The sequence below is a fragment of the Acinetobacter sp. YH12152 genome, assembly GCF_013418285.1.
GTDB classification, from domain to species: Bacteria; Pseudomonadota; Gammaproteobacteria; order Pseudomonadales; family Moraxellaceae; genus Acinetobacter; species Acinetobacter amyesii.
In genome coordinates this window covers 16514-38757 of the sequence record NZ_VPCH01000009.1, presented here as the reverse complement: position 1 = coordinate 38757, position 22244 = coordinate 16514, and the positions used below count along the sequence as shown (strand labels likewise).

Sequence of the window (22244 nt, the reverse complement as noted above, 5' to 3'; positions counted from 1 at the left end):
GTACTTCCTTGTACCGTTAAATAAGCCTGATCTAGATTGAATAGCGTCCAACCCAACAGCACTTATCTGAGAACCATATTGCTTTTGACCTAGTGATTTTAATGAGCCATCAGGGTTTATTCCCTTTCAACTATCTCTATCAGGTTATTGCAAATTTAAACTGTTAGATCTTTAATTTGGGTACTTGCACCATTGGTTTTAACTGATTCAATGCCTTTATCTCGCGATTGCTCACTGGCATAAAATTGGCTAGTTCCAATAATTTGATGGTTTGCCGCTTTCAAATTGAAATAAGGTTTGCCATTTTTGGCTGTCAGTCGTTCAAAACGGCTGTCATCTGCACTGTTCTTTTGTACAGACTCAATCCCGTTTTGTGCTGATGCTTTCGCTTTGTATAATTCACTCGTTAAAATGATTTCACCGTTACCCGCTTTTAAAACAAAACGGAACTGCTGATCATTAGAGTGACTGATCTCGTACCATCCCGACATAGGTTACCCCTTCATTTTCATTGTTTTATCTATTATTCGATCAGGATTTGTTGTTGGAAATTCAACCTGATCTACAGAATATAAATGAACTCGGTCACATTTTTCAATGTCTTTTTTGATCAGTATAAAGCTCAAAATTTAATCGAAAAGGGATTTTTTAATAAATAATTCCAATAAAAAATAATCCGACCGAAGTCAGATTTCATCATTTTTACAGCATGATGTATTTCAAAATATATGCGCGTTTCTGCATGTAATGAATGTCTTAAGAACTCACGATCTGCTTTGAATACGTCGCTTTATTCATTTCTAAAATTTCCACACAAAGTTGCACTTCTACTACTGAAGCTGTGACATGTTGTTTCAGCACGTCCAATAACAACAATGAAATTTGCTTTTGCACTTCGACCGTTCGACCCGTCAATAATGAAACTTTGGCATGCATATACGCATGTTGAGCGTGTTCATCCAAGCCCACAACAAAATCTTGCTGAGCTACGGCACGGCTCTTAATATCATTGATGGCACTCACATGACCCGATTCAAATAAGGCAGCGTTTAGCGCTTTAAGTAAAGGTCGAGCTTCGACGTCAAGGTTATTGGAATATTCCAAATGAATATGCGGCATAGTAAAGACATTTCAAACCTGTAATGCGTCTATTATGCAGGCTGAAAAGTAAAATCTATAGCGGATTAGATATCAATTTCATGTTTAAGTAGACATCCTAAGCCAAGTGTTGACTTCGCTTAGGATGCTTGAAGGTTGCTTTAGAGCGAACAAAAACGAAACTTAAACTTTTTTCACGTATTCAGATTTGAGTTTCATTGCTCCTATACCATCAATTTTACAGTCAATGTCATGACCATCTGTTGCATCAGCTAAAAAACGGATATTTTTAACTTTTGTGCCCACTTTCACCACTGAAGATGAACCTTTAATTTTAAGGTCTTTCACCACAGTAACCGTGTCACCATCGATCAATACATTGCCATTGGCATCTTTAATCACTAACTGTTCATCTGCAGCGCTTTCGCCCTCACGCCATTCGTGTGAGCATTCAGGACAAATCAGTAAATCACCATCATTATAGGTATATTCAGAATTACATTGGGGACAATTGGGTAAAGACATAAAAGACCTCAAAAAAAGATGGACGCAAAAATCCATAAAAACTTAATATAACATTTTTATGTATTTCATAAACTTAAAAACCATAAATTTCGTATGGTTTAATCACCTTGTGAAGGTCGTAAATTTCACAACGCTACAGTACTTGAAGGTTTAAATTTTAGATCTCTAATGAGGTATTTAATATTAACGCTTTTAAGATATGCGCATGATTTTTATCCGTATGTTTAGCTGCTGTGAGTAAGGTTAGTGGCTCCTCTTTTTCCCATGCCCGCAGTTGTTCCAACTCGGCTTGATGTGGCTGTATTTCTTGCAAATAGCGCTGTTTAAACTCGTCCCAACGAGAAGCCATTGCCTCATCTTGATGATACCAACGACGTAAATCTGTAGATGGCGTCAATGCCTTCGGCCACAAATCTAGCTCTGCGCTCACTTTACTGATACCACGCGGCCACAAGCGATCGACCAAAATGCGTTTACCGTCGTCTGGGCTTATCTCATCATAAATACGTTTAATGTGTACAGTCATTAAGCCCTCCTTCGCCTATTTATAGTTTTTCGATCATTCTTCAGATTATTCATCGGGGATCGCTGGATTCACTAAAAAAGCCAGCAACTGTAAAGACTCCTGCCACCCCAAATAACAGGCATCAGGTGGAATAACGCTCGGCAACCCTGCCTGTACAATCGTCACTTCGGTTCCTACGGAGACCGCTTTAAACTCAACAGTGACTTCGATTTCACCAGCTAACTCTGGCATATCAAATTGGTCTGTATAGCGCAGTAAATGATTCGGCACGACTTCATGATAATCACCATGAAAAGCGTGTGTGGTTCCCGTTGAAAAATTTTGAAACGACATGCGGTACGAGCCACCTACACGCACATCCAAATGCTACACATGGGCAGTAATCCATGTGGTCCCCTCCATTCACCAAAGCATCTGGCTCCACAAAGGCATGATAAACGCGCTCTACAGGCGCACTAAAAACACGATGTAATCGAACAGTATTGCTCATGATGATGTCCTTTTGTCATTGTTTTCACTGAATCATCCACATGCATTCACCCTCGCTTTATCGTCCATTTTTATCACACTGAAACGTTCTAAATGAGACAGCTTTGAGACGTGCGAGAAAGGTCATTGCTGTTCAATACTATAGCGAATCCTACAGATTGATCCCATCACTTTAACGCAATGCCGTGTTATATTTTGTGAGCTGCATTCATATTGATTTGGATTAAAAATATTGAAAAATCAAAATTTTACACAATTTTTCTAAAATTTAAATAATAAAAAACCCAGTTAAATCACTGGGTTCTTGTTGCTAACGATACAATAGTTAGACTTAACTCAATTGTGCTTCATCTTCATCCAGATCATCATCTTCATAGATATAAGCCATACAACCCCAGCCGTCATATTCGCCCGAATGTTGTTCCGCAATTTTTATAAACCACTGCTCTAAATCAACGATATCTTCATAATCAGGTTCCATGTAGACATAGACCGTGATAATCCATTCCAGGCGATCTGATTCTTCATCTTGGAACAATGAAATTTTTTGCTCTTCTTTCAATAAGTACAATGCACACTGTTCAGCCTGCTCTTGGGTCGAAAAGGCAATTGAATATTCGATTTCGTGCGGCACAGATAAATCGTCACCATCTTGCTGCATCTGCCACAGCACATTGCCATTATCATCATCTGGAAATTGTTTAAAATCACGAGTCATTGTGCGTTTCCTTATCGTTTATGAATTTTATTCTATTGACTTAGATTAACGGATAATTGTTGCAATTTGCATTAGCGAAATATCTTTAATCATAAAAAAAGACCGCCGAAGAGATCTTTCTGATAACAATTCAAATTAAACTGCAACGTCCATATTGGCCTGAGTTTCTTTGAGATGTAAAACCAAAGCAGCCATTTTCAACTCTTCTAAGCGTAACTGAAGATAACTGTCGAGTACCTGTGCCTGACTAAAATGTACACCATGCGCATTGAGCAAGGTGAAATCATCCGCCAAAGCCTGCAATAGCTCACCTAAGTTTTTGGTATTTAATTGGGCTAAATACAAATCAGCACGACTATTAAACACCAATGTAAATAATTGCATCGCAGCCAAACGACGTTCTTCATCGACATAATTACATTTTGCAGTCGATTGCTGCTCCATTGCATCAATCATTTTGCAACGTACCGCAGTCAAATTTTGGTTTGCCGCAGATTCATTCATGCCATCCATCAGCTGATCTAAAATACTCTGTAAAGGTAAAAAGAATGCTGACTGATAGCCCCGTATTTTGTTGTCCAAAGCACGGTTGATGTTTTCCAAATGCTGCTGATCCAGCGCTTGGCTATACAAACCCTTTAACTCGGCACGGGCTTGTTCCTGTATTTGTGATTTAGCTCTTTCTTGATATTTGCTCAAATACTGACGCACTTGTTCGATCTGTGCGCGAATATCATTCAACATGATATCGGCATTGGCTTTGGTGACTTCCACCAAACCATCAGCCTGTAAAGTTCGATACTCAACATATTGTTCAATATCCACAATATGTTGATATTTCGCTACTTTATCGACTTGGATTTTTAAGCCACTGTTTTGAATGCGTAATTGACTGATTTCATAATTCAGTTCATCTTGTTGCGACTCTGTTTCAGCCAGTTTTAACCGCGCACGATCGAAGTTTTCCTGCAGTGAACGTAGGGTTTTATCATTTTTCAATTTGCGGTTATAAACAAAAAGGAGAGCCACAATTAATAGGATGATAAGGACGATTAAAGCAATATTGATCATTTGCCAATCCTCAAAATAAGCTTCAATAATTTAAGTTTATTCCCCAAAACAAACCCAAGTTACAAAAGTTAAAATCAATGATTCATTTCATATTAGCAGAATAAATGCAAAAAACCGTATTTACCTGACCAAATACACACTTGCACACAATTTAACTAAAATACTGTTTTAAATCAATTTAATAAAATATTTTTCATATTAAAAAATAATCAATCAATATCCTTTAGGAAATATAATAAAACTTTAAAAATGAATTTTATTTACTAAAAGATACAAATGAATTTAATATCAATCTTTCTAAATTTTTCACACACTTTATAGAGATATTTAAATTATTTATATATCCCCAGAATTGGGGATATGGCGTATATCATGTTTCATATTTAAGCAGAAAAACTAATTTAAAGCTGTAGATATGCAGCGCATAGTATGCGTCCTAAAGATATCAATTCAACACAGCAGGTTTTATGAACGGTGAGCATTCACATGAATATGCTTTAAAATTCTGCCGCGCAATGAATATGAACAGCTTGTTGGGTTAAGGGCTGGGTAAATGCCAGATCGCAAGCATGTAAAGCCATCCGTCCGAGTGAGCTCTGTTTTGCATTTGGGTGATACAGTTGATCCCCTGTAATTGGATGCCCAATATGCATCATGTGTACACGTAGCTGATGAGAACGCCCTGTCACTGGTGTTAATAATACTCGGCTAATATCCTTGCTTGCGTCATAGCTGATGGCTTGATACAAGGTTTTTGAAGGTTTGCCCAATTCAAAATGCACCATCTGTCGTGGGCGATTTTCCCAGTCCGTAATGAGGGGCACTTCAACACTACCCTCACCTTCGAGTTTGCCTTGAACCAAAGCCACATATTGCTTTTGAACCGTCCTCGCTTGGAACATTTTACTCACCGCCACTTCTGCATCGCGGTGTTTCGCAAACATCAAAATGCCTGATGTTGCCATGTCTAAACGATGGGTAATTTTTGCAGCAGGATACTGCTCCAAAACACGAAGATAGGCACTGTCATGATGCTCAGGCAAACGTCCCGGAACCGACAACAATTCCGCTGGTTTTTCGATGACAACCAAGTCTGCATCTTCATACAAAATACGTAGAGGACCTTGAGGCGGCGCATAGACAAAGTTGGGATCTAAAGGCATGGACAGACTGTGTACTGGGAGAATGTCGGCAAAATAACAACTGACTAATTCGCTGTCAATCGACTTTAACCGATCAGGTCTAACCCTAACGATTATTGGTCCCCAATTTACCAAAGGCTGGTGCTAATGAATGAGATAAATCATCCTCCAGTAACTGTAAGATGCTTGCACTCGTGGTTGAAGGATACTGATGTAGTGTGATGCGATATTCGCCCTGAAACCACTGTGACAAATGCAAGGCATAGGTTCGTTTAGGCCCAAAACCTAAATGCTGTTTTAAACGACTCTTTATACCTGTCCGTGATGATCCGACATACAAAATGTGATTGGGTTGATTTAACTTGGCACAGGCATGGGTTCTCAATGCCTTAAATGCAGCATAGTCCTGATATGTCTGCTGTATATCGCCACCAACCTGCTGTATCACATAAATATAATGTGCGTGTTGAGTAAGATCATCAAAACTTGAAAACTCAAATATACGCTCAGCTTTAGTCTGCTGTGCCTGCAGACAATCCTGTATCAATTGATCAAGATAACCCATAACAAAATTATTTAAAATTTAGATAGTTAAGCATAACAACTTTGTGAAAAAGGACAATCCGAAGCTTAGATTAAGTTTGAGTTGTTCTGCGTGATATTTATTACATCAGCAATGATCAAAGTGTGTTGGGAATACATGCGAAGTTTGGAATTTTGAAAAAGATGGAAGGATTTATTATTCGTTTGAATTCTTTAAAATTTTTTAGGGTGTAAGAGAAAACAGTGTTGTTTACTTCAACTATCATCACTTTGTAAGTCATGATCTTATAGCCTATAAACTTCTGGTTTATAGCGTCCTAAGCTGAATCGAGACCTTTTGGGTGAGTACTGTACACGTGTTTTGCACCACTGACAGCATGCTACTCTTTTCAATCTCTGTAACACCCTTGAGATATATAGTAGTGATATCGAAGAGGGATTGTTTCCCTGAAAATTACTGTTTTTGGCTTATTTTAAAAATATTTTTCACATTTAAAGATATATTGAAAATATTTTCTCCTTGTATCATTTTTTAGCATTTTTTCCATCTTATAAATGACTTTTTCCGAGAATTTCCGCCACAACTTAGTACTCAAACAACAATTATTTATGCTGTTCAAAGCAAACTATTACTTCTTTTTACTCATTTCAGACAGCAAATCCAGCTGAATTTCCTGAATCTTGGCAAGACGATCCCATTGATGCATCAACAAATGATCTATCTTTTCATGTAAATGGCGAATTTCTAATTCAGCTTTTAAATTCACCTGATAATCATTCTCCGAACGCATGCGGTCTTTAGCTTCTTGACGGTTCTGGCTCATCATAATAATGGGCGCTTGTATGGCAGCGAGGCAAGACAACATCAAATTCAGCAAAATAAAAGGATAAGGATCAGCAGGATGCTTCACCATCACCACAGTATTGACTAAAATCCACACCGCTAAAAACAATGTAAAACAAATAAGAAATGCCCAGCTACCGCCAAATGTTGCAATTTTATCCGCTAGCCTTTCGCCAAAACTCCACTGCTGATCCAGCTTTTCTTCAACATTTTTGCTAATCAGATCATGCTGCTGCATGCTGTTCAGCACCTCATATTCTAAATTGGAGACTTCGCCTTGTTCGGAGTTCAGAATTGACTGCACATACTGCATACGGTATTTGGTTAAATCAGTTTGGCATATATAGTCCTGAGCACCAGATTCAGGAAAATCCTGAGCAATTTCTTCTGTAATGACTTTACGCACGGTTCCCATTGGAATCATATTTTTCAGTGGGAAACTTTTTTTGCACACCAAACAAGTACGGCATTCTACTTTCCCGTTCATTCTTGCCTTGCCCAATTGAATTTTATGTTCTTTTGAGCATACTGTTTTGCCTAAATTTAATGCAAGCAGCTTGTGCTTTTACACCCAATATTTTTTATGATTTAAGCTTATTTTAGATAGTGCAATGCAATGTAGGGGGTTAAATTCAAAAGTAAAATACCAATTTTATAGACAGCCATTCCACCATAATGAATAGCGTCAAACTGCTGATCGCTCAACTTAAACCACTGCCCATGCAGGCGTTTCATCCAATCTTTAGCAAAGACAAATACCACAAACCAAATGATTAAAATCAGATAGTTAATCACTAAGCTATACAGCAAGAAATCGCTTAAATGACTCAAGTTCATGGCAAATCTCCTAAGCGTATTTTTATCCTTAGTTTATGCCCCTTTCGAGCAATTGAATATTGCTTTTAAATTTCCGCTTAGATTTGGACTATTTTTAAGAGAGATGCCTGACGATCTTTGAGCTTGTGCTGATTTCACTGGTGTGGTTTGTTTTGTGCAGATTAAAGGAGTAATGATTCATTATTCTTTTTTATTTTGGCTTAAATTTTTGGGGTGGTATAAGAGAAAACAATGTTGTTTACTTCAACTATCATCACTTTGTAAGTCATGATCTTATAGCCTATAAACTTCTGGTTTATAGCGTCCTAAGCTGAATCGAGACCTTTTGGGTGAGTACTGTACGCGTGTTTTGCACCACTGACAGCATGCTACTCTTTTCAATCTCTATCACACCCTTGAGATATACTTTAACCAAAGGGCATCGGGATTAATTTCCTAAGTTTTTCTAATTTTCTGCAAATTCAGCAAATTTTTTCAGCCATTTTAGGTTTGGCAGGATATTTTATCTTTTCAGCTCATTTCAGCGTTTTTTATCTGCAGATTTGCCCAATTATAAGAAAATTTTCTTTCACAACAGACCAAACGTCCAAACACAGCGTCAAATTTTAAAATATATCGCCGCTGAACATTCCCCCTCCGCTTCAATTATCTACATTGATTATGACTCACAAAACACCGCTCAGTGAGTAACTAATGATCTAGATCTATCTTTGTTCTACTTATTGAACTGATGTTACGCAGTAACATCAGAAGCGCAATTTGCTTCAAATAAATGAACGATACGCGGTAACGTCATTCGCAAGTGTTTTAGACAGGGCTACTTTTAATCAAAAATGTTTTTGCGATACTGTGAATAATTTGACGGTAATGAGCGAGTTTTGTCGGTGAGGTGCATTGCACCGCAAGATGGTTTCCTTGCGAAGCTTTGCTTCTCATTTTGCCGAATGAGAAACAACGTTTCGTAAGAGTACCTCCAGCCGAAGGCTAATCCCTTTATTCAATCCCTAGATATAAGACACCGTCGAATAGAATTAAAAATCATTTTAAAAATGCAAAACTACTTTTAAGTGTGTAACATCAGTTATTTAATGGATGATCTATTCAACGAGGTATTGGTCAATGAACTAAATAGCTTTGTACCCACTGTGCGCTAAACCACCAACCACTACATGCCGCCATACCACAGAGTAAATTGGCCAAAATTTTATTCATTCGACTGAGGTCTGATGTATATATTTTGAGATTGATCAGATAAGCAATCACGGCATAAACCAGTCCAATCGCACCACCAATGATGATCAAGATCAAAGGCCATGCTGCATAGGCATGCGCCTCTGCTGGATATTTTGTAGAACGGATGGTTTCTGTGGTCATGCTGTATATCCTGTTAATAACGCGATTACCTGTTTTAGTTAGCAATTTCTGCGCCATTTTTCCTGGATATACAGCGTTATTTCAAGGTACATACATGTTGCATTTCTAGCTTTGACTACAACACTTATCACAACCGACAACTTTTTCTGTTGGCCAGCTCATACGTGCACGCTTATAAGCGAGTTCAAAATTGGCAAAATAACCAATCAATATTTGCTGCTCAAACTGCGGCATGTCTACGCATCCTTGCGTGCAATTGTGAATTAAATGCGAGCCATTCGTTAAGGCATTTTCATCGACTATAAATTTAATCATCTACCATTCCCCTCATTATTTTTTATAAAATTCAAAAGATTAATAAATCCATATAAAAATTATGTGATTTATAATCACATAATAAAATTATGCCTTTATTGTTCAAAAATCAATCGAATTTTAAAGATTTTTTTAGGCGTCTCTTGGATGACTTAAACGCATAATGATGTGCTCTTTTAGGACGGATAGGTGCGATTGCTCGATTGCATTTTTTGCGCTTAAGCCAAGTGCTTGGAATGTTGAGTAAAGGTATTTTTCACTCGAACTGACATCAACAAATACGGCGTCCAAATCAGACAACCCATAGTACTCGTCGCTAACTGTATGATGGTCTGTGTATCAGTAGCGCTTCTTATAATTTTTATAATCTTTATCAAACTTTGCTAATACTCAGTTTCTGATTTTTAATTTTATATTTATTAAACAAAACGCAGATCACTCACTCTAAAAGATGGATTCATTTTAGAGTGAAATATTGATTGGTTTATAAAGGGGTATCGACCTGTACAGTTCGTTTTTGGCGTATGCGGCGAACCAACCAGATCACGATTGCAATCACTAAGATCACCACGAAAAATGGGACTAAAAAGGCCAATACTGACAAGACTGCAGCACCAATCCATTCCCCTGTAGATAAGATCGGATTTGCAATGCCACCTGTGGTTGCGGTAGATACGCCACGCGCAGCGACGGTACTCATTTGCACTGCTGTTGCTGTACCACCACCGACAATAATTGCTGCAGCCCAACTGGCAAATTGGGACATTTCACCTGAGCTTACTGCCATTGTGGCGATGGTCCCTGCGATCATGGCTGCAGGTGTTGAAATGGTGTCGAGGGCATTGTCTACCCAAGGGATATAGTACGCGGCAATTTCACAGACAGTCGCAATTGCTAAGCCGATAAATACTGCAGGCATAGACAACCATTCGAATCCTTTCATCGGTTCGAATAGTCCTAAAATGGAAGCAACACTCATCACCAATAAAGGTACAAAGACACGGAAGCCACAAGCAGCACTTAAGCCAATACCAATACACAGTCCTAATATTGTTTCCATGGGCTTCTCCGAACGGTTAAACGTACAATTTGTTTTTATATATGCAGTTTTATACGTTAGCAAAAAGCCCTATCGAGTGATAGGGCTTTTCTTTCTAAACAGCGGATAACTGTTAGTGTTTTGCAGCTTAGGCATTCTTATTGTTAAATTGATTGCCTTGGCATTTGGTACACGGTGGTAAACGATCAGTACCAATTTCTAAGTAGACGCGGTGTCCGCATTGAACACAAAAATAGAAGCCTGTTCCGGGTTTTTGACCAGCAGTAACCATTTTTGTTCTCCATGTGTTTTTAGAAATGGTAGATTCAGTATAACCCTCTTGTGATGAATGTCTATTGGTCATTTCGACAATTGATAATGGCATTTAGGCAAAGCATAATTTCGAATGGAAATTTTGGTGGGTTTAAAGCGATTTGCTGAGCCAGTTCTCTACTTGCAGTTCGTCTACACGCAGAAATTCTTTTTCATTGTTTGTGACCATGACCCAATTATTTGATCGTGCATGAGCAGCTAGCCATAAATCGTTATTGCCAATAATTTGCCCCTGAAACGCTAACTGTTTTCGAATTTGAGCATAGTGTACGGCGGTTTGCTCATCTAACTCTATAACAGGAATGATTGAAGTTAACTCTTCAATGACTTTGAAAGCTTTGTCTTTCCATTGGCTTTTTTCTGCACCAAAGCGAAGTTCACCCAAAGTAATCACTGAAATAAAAATATTGCCGTCAGGTAAATGTTTTTCAAAATGCTGACGGACAATTTCGGGTTGATGCTTGGTGATATAGATACAAATATTGGTATCTAATAAATATTGTGTTGGCATTAGAACTCTTCTCGTTCTTGCGGTGGTTCATCCACTCTTGTTTCTGCATAAAAGTCGTCTGGCATTTGTGCCAAAACTTTAAATAATTGATCTGCTGTAACTGGTTTTTCTCGCAGTATAACCTCATCACCACGGCGGAAGATTTCAACTTCCTTGCCCTCAAAGCGAAATTCTTTGGGTAAGCGAATAGCTTGACTGCGTCCTGTCATAAAAACTTTTGCGGTAGTCATAGCACTACTCCAGCAGTTTTGATATATACCTTATGATAGGTATTTTTTGAATATTTTTCAATCAAAAGAAACCCAGTCGAATGATAGGGCTTCTGATTAAACTTAAACATTATCTAGAAAAAAATGAAACAAACATACTGTCAATCTCTTCAAAAACTCTCATGCCTGGTTTAATTACGGGTGCTAATGTATCTTTCAAAAAAGCATCTGATCTATTTCCCACTCGTATTAATCCTAATTCTTGCTTCAGTCTAGTAAAAAAATCTCCTGAAGCTGACTTTAGATCATCATTAGGATTTCCTCTAGCGACACTTGCCCGTAACGCGTCAGCTTTAATTCGTAAAGCATCCGTCAGTTTGTCATTTTTTTCAATCGACTTTAGATATTCCTCAATTACTTCATCATCAAGAAGATAGCTTTCCAAATTACGTCTTGTCGTTACATGAATATTATTGTGAAGAAGTTCTTCAACTTCCTGATCGGAACGATCATCTCTATCTAATAGTTTTATAATTTTTGCTTCTGGCATTAAATTTTTCAGGACTAATGTAGGTGCATGATCTTCTTTTTCGATATCATTACAGCTTCCACCACTTATAAAAGTGATATTGTTAGAGCTTTTAGATAAAATCATTCCATAAATTGAAGCATCAAAATCCTTTCGCGCTGTACCAAGCAAGTTACCTTCACATACGACAATATTGGAGGGTAAAAATACATTTTGCATTTCTCCTAAAGCGATTGAAAGAAACTTTTCCCAAACAACCTTATCAATTGGGGCTGGATACAAAATAGTATCTTCATCAAAATCATTTATGTGAAAATCAATAAAATGAACTGTATTTGGATTTTGTATAGATATTTCTTTTGCTTTTTGCATAACTCCCAATGAATGAGTATTAACCCAAAGTTGAGAACTTTCAGGAATAATTTTATATAATTCTTCTAAAAGCTTTGCTTGAAGTGAAGTATGAATATGCAATTCAGGTTCATCAATCATAAAAATTGTATTGTTATATGCACCTATTTTTACATGTAAATCCAATATTAAATCAAAAACAGCTTTTTCACCTGCAGATAAATTTTTATAAGGATAATTCTCAACAGTACCTTTTTGAAACGTAAAACAGTTATCCGCAAGAGGATCAACAATATTTCTTAATGTTAAATCAGGAAAAATATTATTAAATGAATTACGGATATTACCTATTAACTCATCTCTCAAATCTTCTACAGTTCTTCTATTATTAATTTCGCTATACAAAGATTGAACTGTCTGTTGCACTAGCCTTTGATAATTTTCAGATACAGTTTGATCAGCATCGATAGATCTCCCTAGCCTCAAATTTTCAAAAGGTTGATTCATTCTAGAAAAATGATTAATTTGAAAATCTGGCTCATGTCTATATGCTGATCGAAAATAAAGAGAATTTTTGGGTAAATAATGAATGTCAAAATAGTCATGAAAATCAATTTTAACGGCATTATGATTATCAAAACCTAATAATGGATTCTTAGAAAAGTAGCTATGATCCCCTTGCCACCCCCATCCAGCTCTTTCTCTATAATAATGGTATAAAGCATCAAAAAGTGAGGATTTTCCACTACCATTTGGCCCTATTATAACAACTAGCTTGTTTTGTTCAGGAATACCTGTAATCGTTAAATTGGAAAATCTTTTAAAATTATTCAGACGAATTTCTTTAACTTTCATATTTATATTCAAATAAAAAACCCCACATAAATGTAGGGTCTTTTTTAAACAATATCAATAACTTTAATCCACCCCAACCCTCCTTTAAAAAAGGAGGGAGTTTCCCCTCTTTCTCAAAGAGGGGTTAGGGGAGATTTTTTAAACATTCCCTTCTAAAAAATCCTGTGCAAAGCGTTGTAATACACCGCCCGCTTCATACACATGCACTTCTTCTTCGGTATCCAAACGGCAAGTCACAGGCACTTTAATGATTTCATTTTTACCATCAGCAGTTGAACGCTCAACCACCAAAGTCAGGTCAGAACGCGGTGCAATATTACCAATCACGCTATACAGCTCAGTACCATCCAGCTTCAAAGTTTTACGGTCTGTCCCTGCTTTAAACTCAAGCGGTAACACACCCATACCCACCAAGTTAGTACGGTGAATACGCTCAAAACCTTCCGCCACAATCACTTCTACACCTGCAAGGCGCACACCTTTGGCAGCCCAGTCACGGCTCGAACCTTGACCGTAGTCCTTACCTGCAATAATGATCAGCGGTTGCTTACGGTTCATGTAAGTTTCAATTGCTTCCCACATACGCATCACTTCGCCTTCAGGCTCTACACGCGCTTTTGAACCTTGCTTGATCGTACCGTCAGAGCGAACCACCATTTCATTAAACAATTTCGGGTTGGCAAATGTCGCACGCTGTGCAGTCAAATGGTCACCACGGTGGGTTGCGTATGAGTTAAAGTCTTCTTCAGGCACGCCCATTTTATGCAGGTACTCACCCGCAGCCGAATCCATCATGATCGCATTTGAAGGCGATAAATGGTCTGTGGTGATGTTGTCAGGCAGAATCGCAAGCGGACGCATATTCGCAAGTGTACGCGGTGCAGCCAATGCCCCTTCCCAATACGGCGGACGGCGGATATAAGTACTTTGCGGACGCCAGTCGTATAACGGGCTTGCCGCTTTTTCACGCTCACCCAAATCAAACATTGGGATATACACTTTCTTAAACTGTTCAGGCTTCACCGCTTTTTTCACCAATGCATCAATTTCAGCATCAGACGGCCAAATGTCTTTCAGGTAAATTGGATTACCGTCTTTGTCATTGCCGAGTGAATCAGTTTCGATGTCAAAACGAATCGTCCCTGCAATCGCATACGCCACAACCAGCGGAGGCGAAGCCAAGAACGCTTGTTTTGCATAAGGATGGATACGGCCGTCAAAGTTACGGTTACCTGAAAGTACCGCTGTAGCATATAAGTCACGGTCAATAATTTCTTGTTGGATTTTTGGATCTAAAGCACCTGACATACCATTACACGTGGTACATGCATACGCCACGATACCAAAGCCGAGCTTTTCTAAATCACCGAGTACACCAGCTTCTTCGAGGTATAAAGCCGCAGCCTTAGAACCCGGTGCAAAAGATGATTTCACCCAAGGTTTACGCACAAGTCCTAACTCATTAGCTTTACGTGCAAGTAAGCCTGCTGCCACGGTATTACGTGGGTTTGAAGTATTGGTACATGAAGTAATGGCCGCGATGATCACCGCGCCATCTGGAATTAAACCTTCTGCTTCTTGCGCGCGTGCTGCTTCTAAGTTGCCTGCAATGCCTTTGGCTTTTAGATCAGCCGTAGATACACGTGCATGTGGGTTCGATGGACCTGCAATATTACGAGTCACTTTCGACAAATCAAAACGCAGTACACGCGGGTATTCCGCTGCTGTCATATCTGACGCCCAAAGACCGATTTCTTTGGCATAGCTTTCAACCAATTTCACTTGATCCGCTTCACGGCCTGTTAATGTCAGGTAATCAATGGTGTTTTGGTCAATGTAGAACATCGCAGCCGTTGCGCCATATTCAGGGGTCATGTTCGAGATCGTTGCACGGTCGCCTACAGACATACTGTCTGCACCTTCACCGAAGAACTCTAAATAAGCACCAACCACACGTTCTTTACGCAAGAATTCTGTAAGCGCTAACACGATGTCAGTTGCGGTAATGCCTGCTTGACGCTGACCGACAAGCTCTACACCAATGATGTCTGGCAGACGCATCCAAGATGCACGTCCCAGCATCACGTTTTCAGCTTCTAGACCGCCGACACCGACAGAAATCACACCCAATGCATCAGTATGCGGTGTATGTGAGTCTGTACCCACACAGGTATCAGGGAATGCTAAACCATCACGGTTTTGAATCACTGGAGACATTTTCTCCAAGTTGATTTGGTGCATGATGCCGTTGCCCGCAGGGATCACATCGACATTTTCAAATGCTGTTTTGGTCCATTCAATGAAATGGAAACGGTCTTCGTTGCGACGGTCTTCAATTGCGCGGTTTTTCTGAAATGCGTCTGGGTCAAAACCGCCAAACTCTACAGCAAGAGAATGGTCAACGATGAGCTGCGTTGGAACAACAGGGTTCACTTTAGATGGGTCGCCGCCTTGGTCTGCAATCGCATCACGTAAACCTGCAAGGTCAACCAATGCGGTTTGACCTAAGATGTCATGGCACACCACACGTGCAGGGTACCAAGGGAAATCGTGGTCTTGTTTACGGTTAATCAGTTCTTTTAAAGACTGTTCTAAGATTGCAGGGTCGCATTTACGAACCAACTGCTCTGCAAGGACTTTAGATGTATATGGGAGTTTTGCGTATGCGCCTGGCTGAATATCTTCTACGGCTTGGCGTACATCGAAGTATTCTAGCTGGGTGCCTTGCAGCGGTTTACGGTAGTTGTTGTTCATAGCGTTCCTGCCCTCGGTCTTTCATTTTTTTGCGTTGTCTTTTTCATAGACAATTCATCTTTGTTCGATAGGCATACTACACTGCCGAAAACCCATTTCCCAAATCTCATATATTTCATAGAGTTAAATATAAAAACAGGGGTTTTTGAAATATTTAGTTACACTAACTTTGGAATATTCGCTCTAAATGTGAATTTTTTTGAAAAATAGCTGCAAATCTGCCTCATTCTTTAGTCTAAGGAAAATTGCACTGCATAATAATTAATCTAAATATCAACCAAATTGATTAAAAATCAGTCTTATCAATTTTAGTATTTAATAATCAAGGCATTAAATTACTTCATTAGCTCATTGCTCCTTAAAGCCACAATGTGAATCAAAGCACGGTTTTATTATTTATTTTATCTTAATTCTCAATTTATCCCTATTTGCAGGGATAGCGTCGAATCACCCCACTCTCAGATAATAAAAGCACGACACACAAGGACAGTAACTCGCTGTATTCGCCAAAATAATCACAATATTTACAAAACTTTAGCTAAAAAATCAGCAACTACTGTTCTACCGTCATTATGCTTTGGGGAAAGATCATGACAAAATTTAAAACCATCATTGGGGCTGGCTGCCTCTTAAGCTGTCTCAGCTTCATTGCCTGTGGCGACAACGACCAATCGACAACAGATTCGACGATTCAAGAAGAGGAAGTAGACTCACCGACTGTCGTCTCGAATCCACCACGTTTGAAAGCCAATGTACAAGGTGAACATGAACTGCTGATTGCCTATAAACGCCAAGCCTTATACGACCCTGAAACCGGTGAAAATGACCTATTACAGGTCAGAGGCTATCTGACTAAACCTGAACTCTGGAACTCGAAAAATAGCGATGGCAGTGTCTCTGATGTACTGGTTGGCCCACAAATTCGTGCGAAACAAGGTGACAATTTAAAAATTCATCTGGTCAATCATCTCCCTGTTGAATCGACGGAGACCTGTCCAAGTCCAGTGACCAATATTAACCAAGGGAACTGTTTTAACACCACAAATTTACATACACATGGTCTTTGGGTTAGCCCGCAAGGAAATAGTGACAACGTATTTTTGAGCTTAAAACCTCAACAAGATTTTCATTACGAATTTAAGATCGAACCGAATCATCCTGCGGGAACATTTTGGTATCACTCACATGTGCATGGTTCAACCGCGATTCAGGTCTCAAGCGGCATGGCTGGCCCTTTGATTATTGAGGGCGAGCGGAAACCTGTCATTCGTCAGGGGCAAATTCAGCAGACTGGAGATTTGGACATCTTATGGAAAAATCAAAAAACCCAGCAGTATGACCATGAAAAAATCATGCTGTTCCAGCAAATTCAATACAATGAAGATTGCGACAGCAAATTAAGCCAAGTAAATGGTACACCCTGTATCTATAGCTTAGAAGATTATTCAAAACTCGATATACCGACCTCATGGGCAGATGAAAATCGTTTCACCAGTATCAATGGCAAAATGTTTGGTGAAATTAAGGTGGATCAGAACCAATACCACCGCTGGCGTATGATTCATGGCGGTATCCGTGACACCATTGGTTTGACCATCAAAGAACTGCCTGATTCTGCGCTCTTTACCGCAGAGCAAACCCTTAGCGAATGTCAAAAATATCAAAGCAAGTCGATGTCTTCACAGTTTAAAACGCTGAAAACATTACCGTTATATACCCTTGCACAAGACGGCTTGACCATGGGGAAAATCCAAAAGCAAGGGATTGAAATTTTTCAACCGGGTTATCGCTTTGATGCCATGCTCGCCTTCCCGACCACCAATAAATACTGTGTATACGATGCCAAACTGAATCTAGAAGATGAAATTAATGCGCCTGAATCAAGTCCGCTACTGCGTCGCGCACCAGAAGAAAAACTCAATACACAGCTCCTCGGTTGGGTCAATGTGCAAGCAACTCAACTACCGCAGCAAACGCCGTTTAACTTCTTAAAAAGTCAGGCCACCCAACTAAAACTGGCACCAGAAGTGATTGCACAGCTCGAACAGGGTGATTTATCAGCCTTTATCTCTCATGCGAGTTTAATGACTGCTGAAGTCGATGAAATGCTCAAAACGATGGCGAAGCAAATCACCAACTTTGACATTCTGTTCAATACAGATGGCAGCTTTAAATTTGGTATTCGTCATGCCGAAGAAGGTACCTTGATCAGCTTTGGCGATGCCTACTATGATGAAGACCATACCCACCATAGCTATGTCCGCAAGCTTCCAATCGGGCAAACTCAAGAGTGGGAGTTAAGCAGTAATGTTGCAAGCCATCCCTTCCATATTCATGTCAATCCATTCCAAGTGGTGAAAATATTGAATGAAAATGGTGTCGATGTCAGTGCGATCGGCAGCTCAGATAAAGATGGTGCAGGAAATATTGACTCGCAATATCATGGAATGAAAGGCGTTTGGAAAGATACGCTCTTTGTCAAACAGGGCTATAAAATCTTTGTTCGCAGTAAGTACGAAAAATTTGAAGGTGACTTCGTGCTGCACTGCCATATTTTAGACCATGAAGATCAAGGCATGATGGAAACCGTACGTATTTGTGGCGATCAATATGATTGTAATAGTGAACCGCCTTCACATCATTCCACGATGGATATGACTGCAAGCGATATGCCGACACACAATCACTAAGACAGATCTCTGCTGTACAAAAGCCCATATCAATATGGGCTTTTTGTTTGCCTAACACTGCGGCTTGCTGCAAAATAACATGATTAATGATATCTAAAATTTATACTGAGGCTGGTCATGACAACGTCTATGGCATTCACATCTTTTTCTCTCAACGGTGTCGATGCACAAAAATTTCTACAAGGGCAAGTGACTTTGCATGTTGAACGCCTTGAAGAAAATGCAACACGTTATACCGCAATCTGCGACCTCAAAGGCCGTATTCACTTTGGTTTATGGCTCACCAAACACAGTGCTGAAAGTTTTTCTATTGTCACTACAGCAGATCAAGCCGAAGAATTTGCCAAACATATTAAAAAATTTGGTGCATTTTCTAAGATGAAACTTGAAGAAACTGGTGCAGTTTTTCCGAGTTTAGTCGGTGATGAAACGACATTTGCTTCGGAACCGACGGATGTTGCAGCATGGGAAATTCAAGCGATTCAAGCGGGTCAGGCATATATTGACCAAGCGATTGAACATGTGTTCCAACCGCAAGAGTTACGTCTACATCAGCGTGAAGGCGTCCACTATGACAAAGGTTGTTATTTGGGTCAGGAAGTGATTGCACGTTTATGGTTTAAAGCAAAACCAAAAGCTTGGTTGCATGCAATTTCAGGCACAGGAACTGCGCCTGCACAAGGCGAACAGCTGAATAAAGGCGTACAAGTGGTAAATAGCGCGGCTGTAGAAAATGGTTATGTAGCTTTAGTTGTGGCACGCCCAGAAGCTTTAGAAGAGTTAGATGTGACTGTTTTAGCATTGCCTGAAGCATTAAATGGTGATGTGGCACGTCCTGCTTAAGCATCTTAATTTTGAAAATAAGAGCCAAATTACAAAAGTTGTTTGGCTCTTATTCTGATTACTATTTAAAATTACAACAAAATATAAAGATTTATAAAAATGCTCATCCCTTTCCCATTTCGCTTTTTCTTATTGAATTGCCTCATTCTCTTCAGTTGTTTTATATCACCAAATATTTATGCCGAGATAAATTCAGCGGTATTGGAAGAGCTAAAAAATAGCAATGTGGTCGATCAAACCAACTCGCTTTCCCGCGATGAAATTGCCCAGTTAAAAAAGCAAAACGAGCAGCTTTATCAGCAAAAGCATGTCGACTTTAAAATTTTGATGATTCCCTCGACCAATGGAAAAGCTATTGATCAATATGCACTTGAGATATTCAATAAACTTAAAATTGGCAATGAAAAGCTCGATAACGGCTTACTACTTTTGGTTGCAAAAGATGATCGTAAAATACGGTTCGAGGTAGGTTATGGTTTAGAGGGAGATTTAACTGATCTAGAAGCTGGGCGCATAATTCGACACACCCTCGCTCCAAATTTCCAAAATAATGACTATTTTAATGGCTTTAAAGAAACACAAAAAAAGTTACTAGATAAATCAATTACTCTTGGTAAACCTAAAAACGAAGATCAAAAAATAGATCACATTCTAAAAACAATAGCTGGAATATTTCTATCATTCTTATTGTGTATCCCACTCTATTGGTGTTACACAAAAGTGATTATTAAATTTGGTACTAATGGTGCCTCAGGTGCTTTTATTGGACTCCTTATCTTTGAAATTTTTATTCATCTTTTGATTTTTGGTTATTTAAATTTTGGAAAAATTGCATTTTTACTTTGCGCATCTATTCCTCTTTATGCCCCTTTTATGTTGACTATATTTCTTCCCTTCAATGAACAATACAGGTTACTTAAAACTATTTTATACAGCTTACCACTTCAGATTTTTGCTTTATTTGGCTTCGGCATTTTTTACTTCATCGAATTCTATCCTCAAATATCATTCATTATATTAACAACCATAACCACTTGTTTTATTTTGCTTTTATTAAGATATGCAGTGTTTTTATATCGATTCAGAGCAGGTACTGAAAATACCTATCTCACTGCTTTTTATAATCAATATTTACAAGAAAAAGCACGTCAAAAAATGTTGGATGAACAATATGAGCGTTTAAATCCTTTCAATAGAACGAACGAATCAAGTCAGTCTTCTTCCTCTAGTTACAGCTCTTCATCGTCAAGCAGCAGTTCTTCATCAGGAAGCAGCTCAAGTAGTTCTTCCTCTTCTTCAAGAGAATCAGGAGGAAGCTCAGGTGGTGGTGGCGCCTCGGGTTCATGGTAATACCTAAAACGAAGTTGCGATTAAATCGTAATTTTTAAAATCCAATCATTTAAAGCCAAAGCCTAAAAATTTTGGCTTTTATATCACTCATTTTTTTCCCTCACATAATAAATCACTCCTGCCCGATCATCTGAAAAATAAAATGATTTTCCATCGATCTTATAAATATCTGCGGGTCGCCCATACACCGTTTTACCGACTAAAAAACCATCCATAAAGGTTTCAAGTTTTTGTCCTTTACGCATCATTGCAATTTGATAGCCATGACCAATCGCCTCGTCGGTAGAGCCATGCAAAGCCACTAAAAAAGCATTTTTAATAGTGGCATCGGTATGAGGGTCATCAAAATAATCAAAACCCAATGCAGAGGAATGAGCAGGAAAATAAGCATAGGGCGATGGAACATTTTTACAGCCAGATGCACGTTTAAATTTAGAATCCGCCAAGACTTTGCCCTGCCATGAATAACATGCGGGCCAGCCATAATCGGCATCCCGCTTTAACGCATAAAAAGTTTCATCGGGCTTTTTACTTCCCAAATGATCGGAACCTTGATTGGTTGCAAATAGAAATTTTCCGATCCATTTTAATCCAACTGCGTTACGTAAACCTGTCGCATACATCCGTTGCTCTGAACCATCAGGATTCATCTCGATGACTGAGGCTCGCACTTTTTCTTTCTCTACACACGCATTACAACTCGAGCCAACCGACACATAAATCTTTCCATTTCCACCGACTGCAATCGTCCGCGTCAGATGCCAACCGCCGTATTTATAACTCAAACCATAATCAGGAAATGTCGCTAAAACTTCAGCCTTACTCGAAGGCTGAGTTTCTCCTTTGTTGAATTTTTGCCGTGTCAGTTGGTGCGTTTCTGCCAAATAGAGCCAATCCTGTCCTTGAGCATCGGTATAAAACTGAACTGAATTTGGATTTCTCAAACCAGTCAAATAAGGAATGATTTTGCCAAATTTACCTGTGTCAGCATTCCAATCATCCAATATATATACAGTACCTTTTTTATTATCTGTTAGATCATACATATCCGTGACAAGCATTCTGCGATCAGGTGCTTGCGCAAAAAAACGAACACATTTGAGACCTTCGGCAGCAGGAATAATTTCATACTGCGCAGGCAAATTTAATGAAAACTGCTTGCCATTTTTTAAATGGATTGGATGCGGTACAAGTTTGGGTTGTTGCGCCCAACTGGTCATTGAACAGACGAAACTAAAGATCAAGATGGCGCTTATTTTTATCATATTTAAATACATCTCAATGAATCATGTATATCT

Annotated in this window: 23 protein-coding genes and 1 pseudogene; 3 read left to right on the top strand and 21 right to left on the bottom strand. The window is 39.0% G+C overall.

The genetic code is table 11. The annotated features are described in order from the left end of the window. Positions 1 to 155: 155 nt before the first annotated feature. The 20 genes and pseudogenes from FTU83_RS04825 to acnD form a co-directional block, all read right to left on the bottom strand. Complete coding sequence (locus tag FTU83_RS04825; RefSeq protein WP_180009306.1) at positions 156 to 491, bottom strand: YegP family protein; 336 nt, start codon at positions 489 to 491, stop codon at positions 156 to 158. Positions 492 to 756: 265 nt separating this feature from the next. Then, a complete protein-coding gene (locus FTU83_RS04820; protein WP_180009304.1) occupies positions 757 to 1119 on the bottom strand; it encodes a 5-carboxymethyl-2-hydroxymuconate Delta-isomerase in 363 nt (120 codons plus the stop codon). Positions 1120 to 1281: 162 nt separating this feature from the next. Continuing rightward, positions 1282 to 1623, bottom strand: a complete 342-nt coding sequence (locus FTU83_RS04815; RefSeq protein ID WP_180105804.1) for a zinc ribbon domain-containing protein YjdM — start codon at positions 1621 to 1623, stop codon at positions 1282 to 1284. 157 nt (positions 1624 to 1780) lie between these two features. Further along, entirely contained in the window at positions 1781 to 2149 is a 369-nt protein-coding gene (locus FTU83_RS04810) for a DUF488 domain-containing protein (RefSeq protein WP_111884822.1), read from the bottom strand. A 45-nt stretch (positions 2150 to 2194) separates the two neighbouring features. Further along, positions 2195 to 2639: pseudogene (locus FTU83_RS04805) on the bottom strand (SRPBCC family protein). A gap of 330 nt (positions 2640 to 2969) precedes the next feature. Continuing rightward, on the bottom strand, positions 2970 to 3356 hold the full coding sequence (locus tag FTU83_RS04800; RefSeq protein WP_180105803.1) for a ribonuclease E inhibitor RraB: 387 nt from the start codon (positions 3354 to 3356) through the stop codon (positions 2970 to 2972). A 135-nt stretch (positions 3357 to 3491) separates the two neighbouring features. After that, entirely contained in the window at positions 3492 to 4427 is a 936-nt protein-coding gene (locus FTU83_RS04795) for a hypothetical protein (RefSeq protein WP_180105802.1), read from the bottom strand. Positions 4428 to 4924: 497 nt separating this feature from the next. Continuing rightward, a complete protein-coding gene (locus tag FTU83_RS04790; RefSeq protein ID WP_078191125.1) occupies positions 4925 to 5590 on the bottom strand; it encodes a pseudouridine synthase in 666 nt (221 codons plus the stop codon). Between the two features lie 85 nt (positions 5591 to 5675). After that, a complete protein-coding gene (locus FTU83_RS04785) occupies positions 5676 to 6134 on the bottom strand; it encodes a GIY-YIG nuclease family protein (RefSeq protein WP_180105801.1) in 459 nt (152 codons plus the stop codon). A gap of 607 nt (positions 6135 to 6741) precedes the next feature. Further along, on the bottom strand, positions 6742 to 7443 hold the full coding sequence (locus tag FTU83_RS04780; RefSeq protein ID WP_168378549.1) for a DUF1003 domain-containing protein: 702 nt from the start codon (positions 7441 to 7443) through the stop codon (positions 6742 to 6744). Positions 7444 to 7550: 107 nt separating this feature from the next. Then, positions 7551 to 7793 (bottom strand): DUF6868 family protein, encoded by a 243-nt coding sequence (locus FTU83_RS04775; protein WP_078191128.1) that lies wholly within the window; start codon positions 7791 to 7793, stop codon positions 7551 to 7553. A 1116-nt stretch (positions 7794 to 8909) separates the two neighbouring features. After that, a complete protein-coding gene (locus FTU83_RS04770; protein WP_180021364.1) occupies positions 8910 to 9167 on the bottom strand; it encodes a hypothetical protein in 258 nt (85 codons plus the stop codon). A 105-nt stretch (positions 9168 to 9272) separates the two neighbouring features. Next, on the bottom strand, positions 9273 to 9482 hold the full coding sequence (locus tag FTU83_RS04765; RefSeq protein WP_180105800.1) for a hypothetical protein: 210 nt from the start codon (positions 9480 to 9482) through the stop codon (positions 9273 to 9275). Positions 9483 to 9700: 218 nt separating this feature from the next. Next, on the bottom strand, positions 9701 to 9859 hold the full coding sequence (locus FTU83_RS17660) for a DUF2569 family protein (protein ID WP_180064013.1): 159 nt from the start codon (positions 9857 to 9859) through the stop codon (positions 9701 to 9703). Between the two features lie 107 nt (positions 9860 to 9966). Then, on the bottom strand, positions 9967 to 10542 hold the full coding sequence (locus FTU83_RS04755) for a DUF4126 domain-containing protein (RefSeq protein WP_180105799.1): 576 nt from the start codon (positions 10540 to 10542) through the stop codon (positions 9967 to 9969). A 127-nt stretch (positions 10543 to 10669) separates the two neighbouring features. Then, entirely contained in the window at positions 10670 to 10885 is a 216-nt protein-coding gene (locus FTU83_RS04750; RefSeq protein WP_111884814.1) for a hypothetical protein, read from the bottom strand. A gap of 60 nt (positions 10886 to 10945) precedes the next feature. Continuing rightward, entirely contained in the window at positions 10946 to 11365 is a 420-nt protein-coding gene (locus FTU83_RS04745; RefSeq protein WP_180105798.1) for a type II toxin-antitoxin system VapC family toxin, read from the bottom strand. Continuing rightward, the gene (locus FTU83_RS04740; RefSeq protein WP_078191134.1) at positions 11365 to 11595 is read right to left on the bottom strand and encodes an antitoxin; all 231 of its coding nucleotides are present in this window, start codon (positions 11593 to 11595) and stop codon (positions 11365 to 11367) included. The genes FTU83_RS04745 and FTU83_RS04740 overlap by 1 nt, the downstream gene beginning before the upstream one ends. A 109-nt stretch (positions 11596 to 11704) precedes the next feature. Beyond that, a complete protein-coding gene (locus FTU83_RS04735; protein WP_180063920.1) occupies positions 11705 to 13309 on the bottom strand; it encodes an AAA family ATPase in 1605 nt (534 codons plus the stop codon). Between the two features lie 138 nt (positions 13310 to 13447). Next, positions 13448 to 16063, bottom strand: a complete 2616-nt coding sequence (acnD, locus tag FTU83_RS04730; RefSeq protein WP_180105797.1) for a Fe/S-dependent 2-methylisocitrate dehydratase AcnD — start codon at positions 16061 to 16063, stop codon at positions 13448 to 13450. A gap of 590 nt (positions 16064 to 16653) precedes the next feature. On the opposite strand from acnD, the gene FTU83_RS04725 reads away from it, so the two are divergent. The 3 genes from FTU83_RS04725 (at position 16654) to FTU83_RS04715 (ending at position 20946) form a co-directional block, all read left to right on the top strand. After that, entirely contained in the window at positions 16654 to 18753 is a 2100-nt protein-coding gene (locus tag FTU83_RS04725) for a multicopper oxidase family protein (RefSeq protein ID WP_180105796.1), read from the top strand. A gap of 117 nt (positions 18754 to 18870) precedes the next feature. Continuing rightward, positions 18871 to 19596 (top strand): folate-binding protein YgfZ, encoded by a 726-nt coding sequence (locus tag FTU83_RS04720; RefSeq protein ID WP_257222522.1) that lies wholly within the window; start codon positions 18871 to 18873, stop codon positions 19594 to 19596. Positions 19597 to 19695: 99 nt separating this feature from the next. After that, positions 19696 to 20946, top strand: a complete 1251-nt coding sequence (locus tag FTU83_RS04715) for a YgcG family protein (protein WP_180105795.1) — start codon at positions 19696 to 19698, stop codon at positions 20944 to 20946. Between the two features lie 83 nt (positions 20947 to 21029). On the opposite strand, the gene FTU83_RS04710 is transcribed toward FTU83_RS04715, so the two are convergent. Beyond that, positions 21030 to 22211: a sorbosone dehydrogenase family protein gene (locus FTU83_RS04710; RefSeq protein ID WP_180105794.1), complete on the bottom strand. Its 1182-nt coding sequence runs from the start codon at positions 22209 to 22211 to the stop codon at positions 21030 to 21032. Between the last annotated feature and the right edge of the window lie 33 nt (positions 22212 to 22244).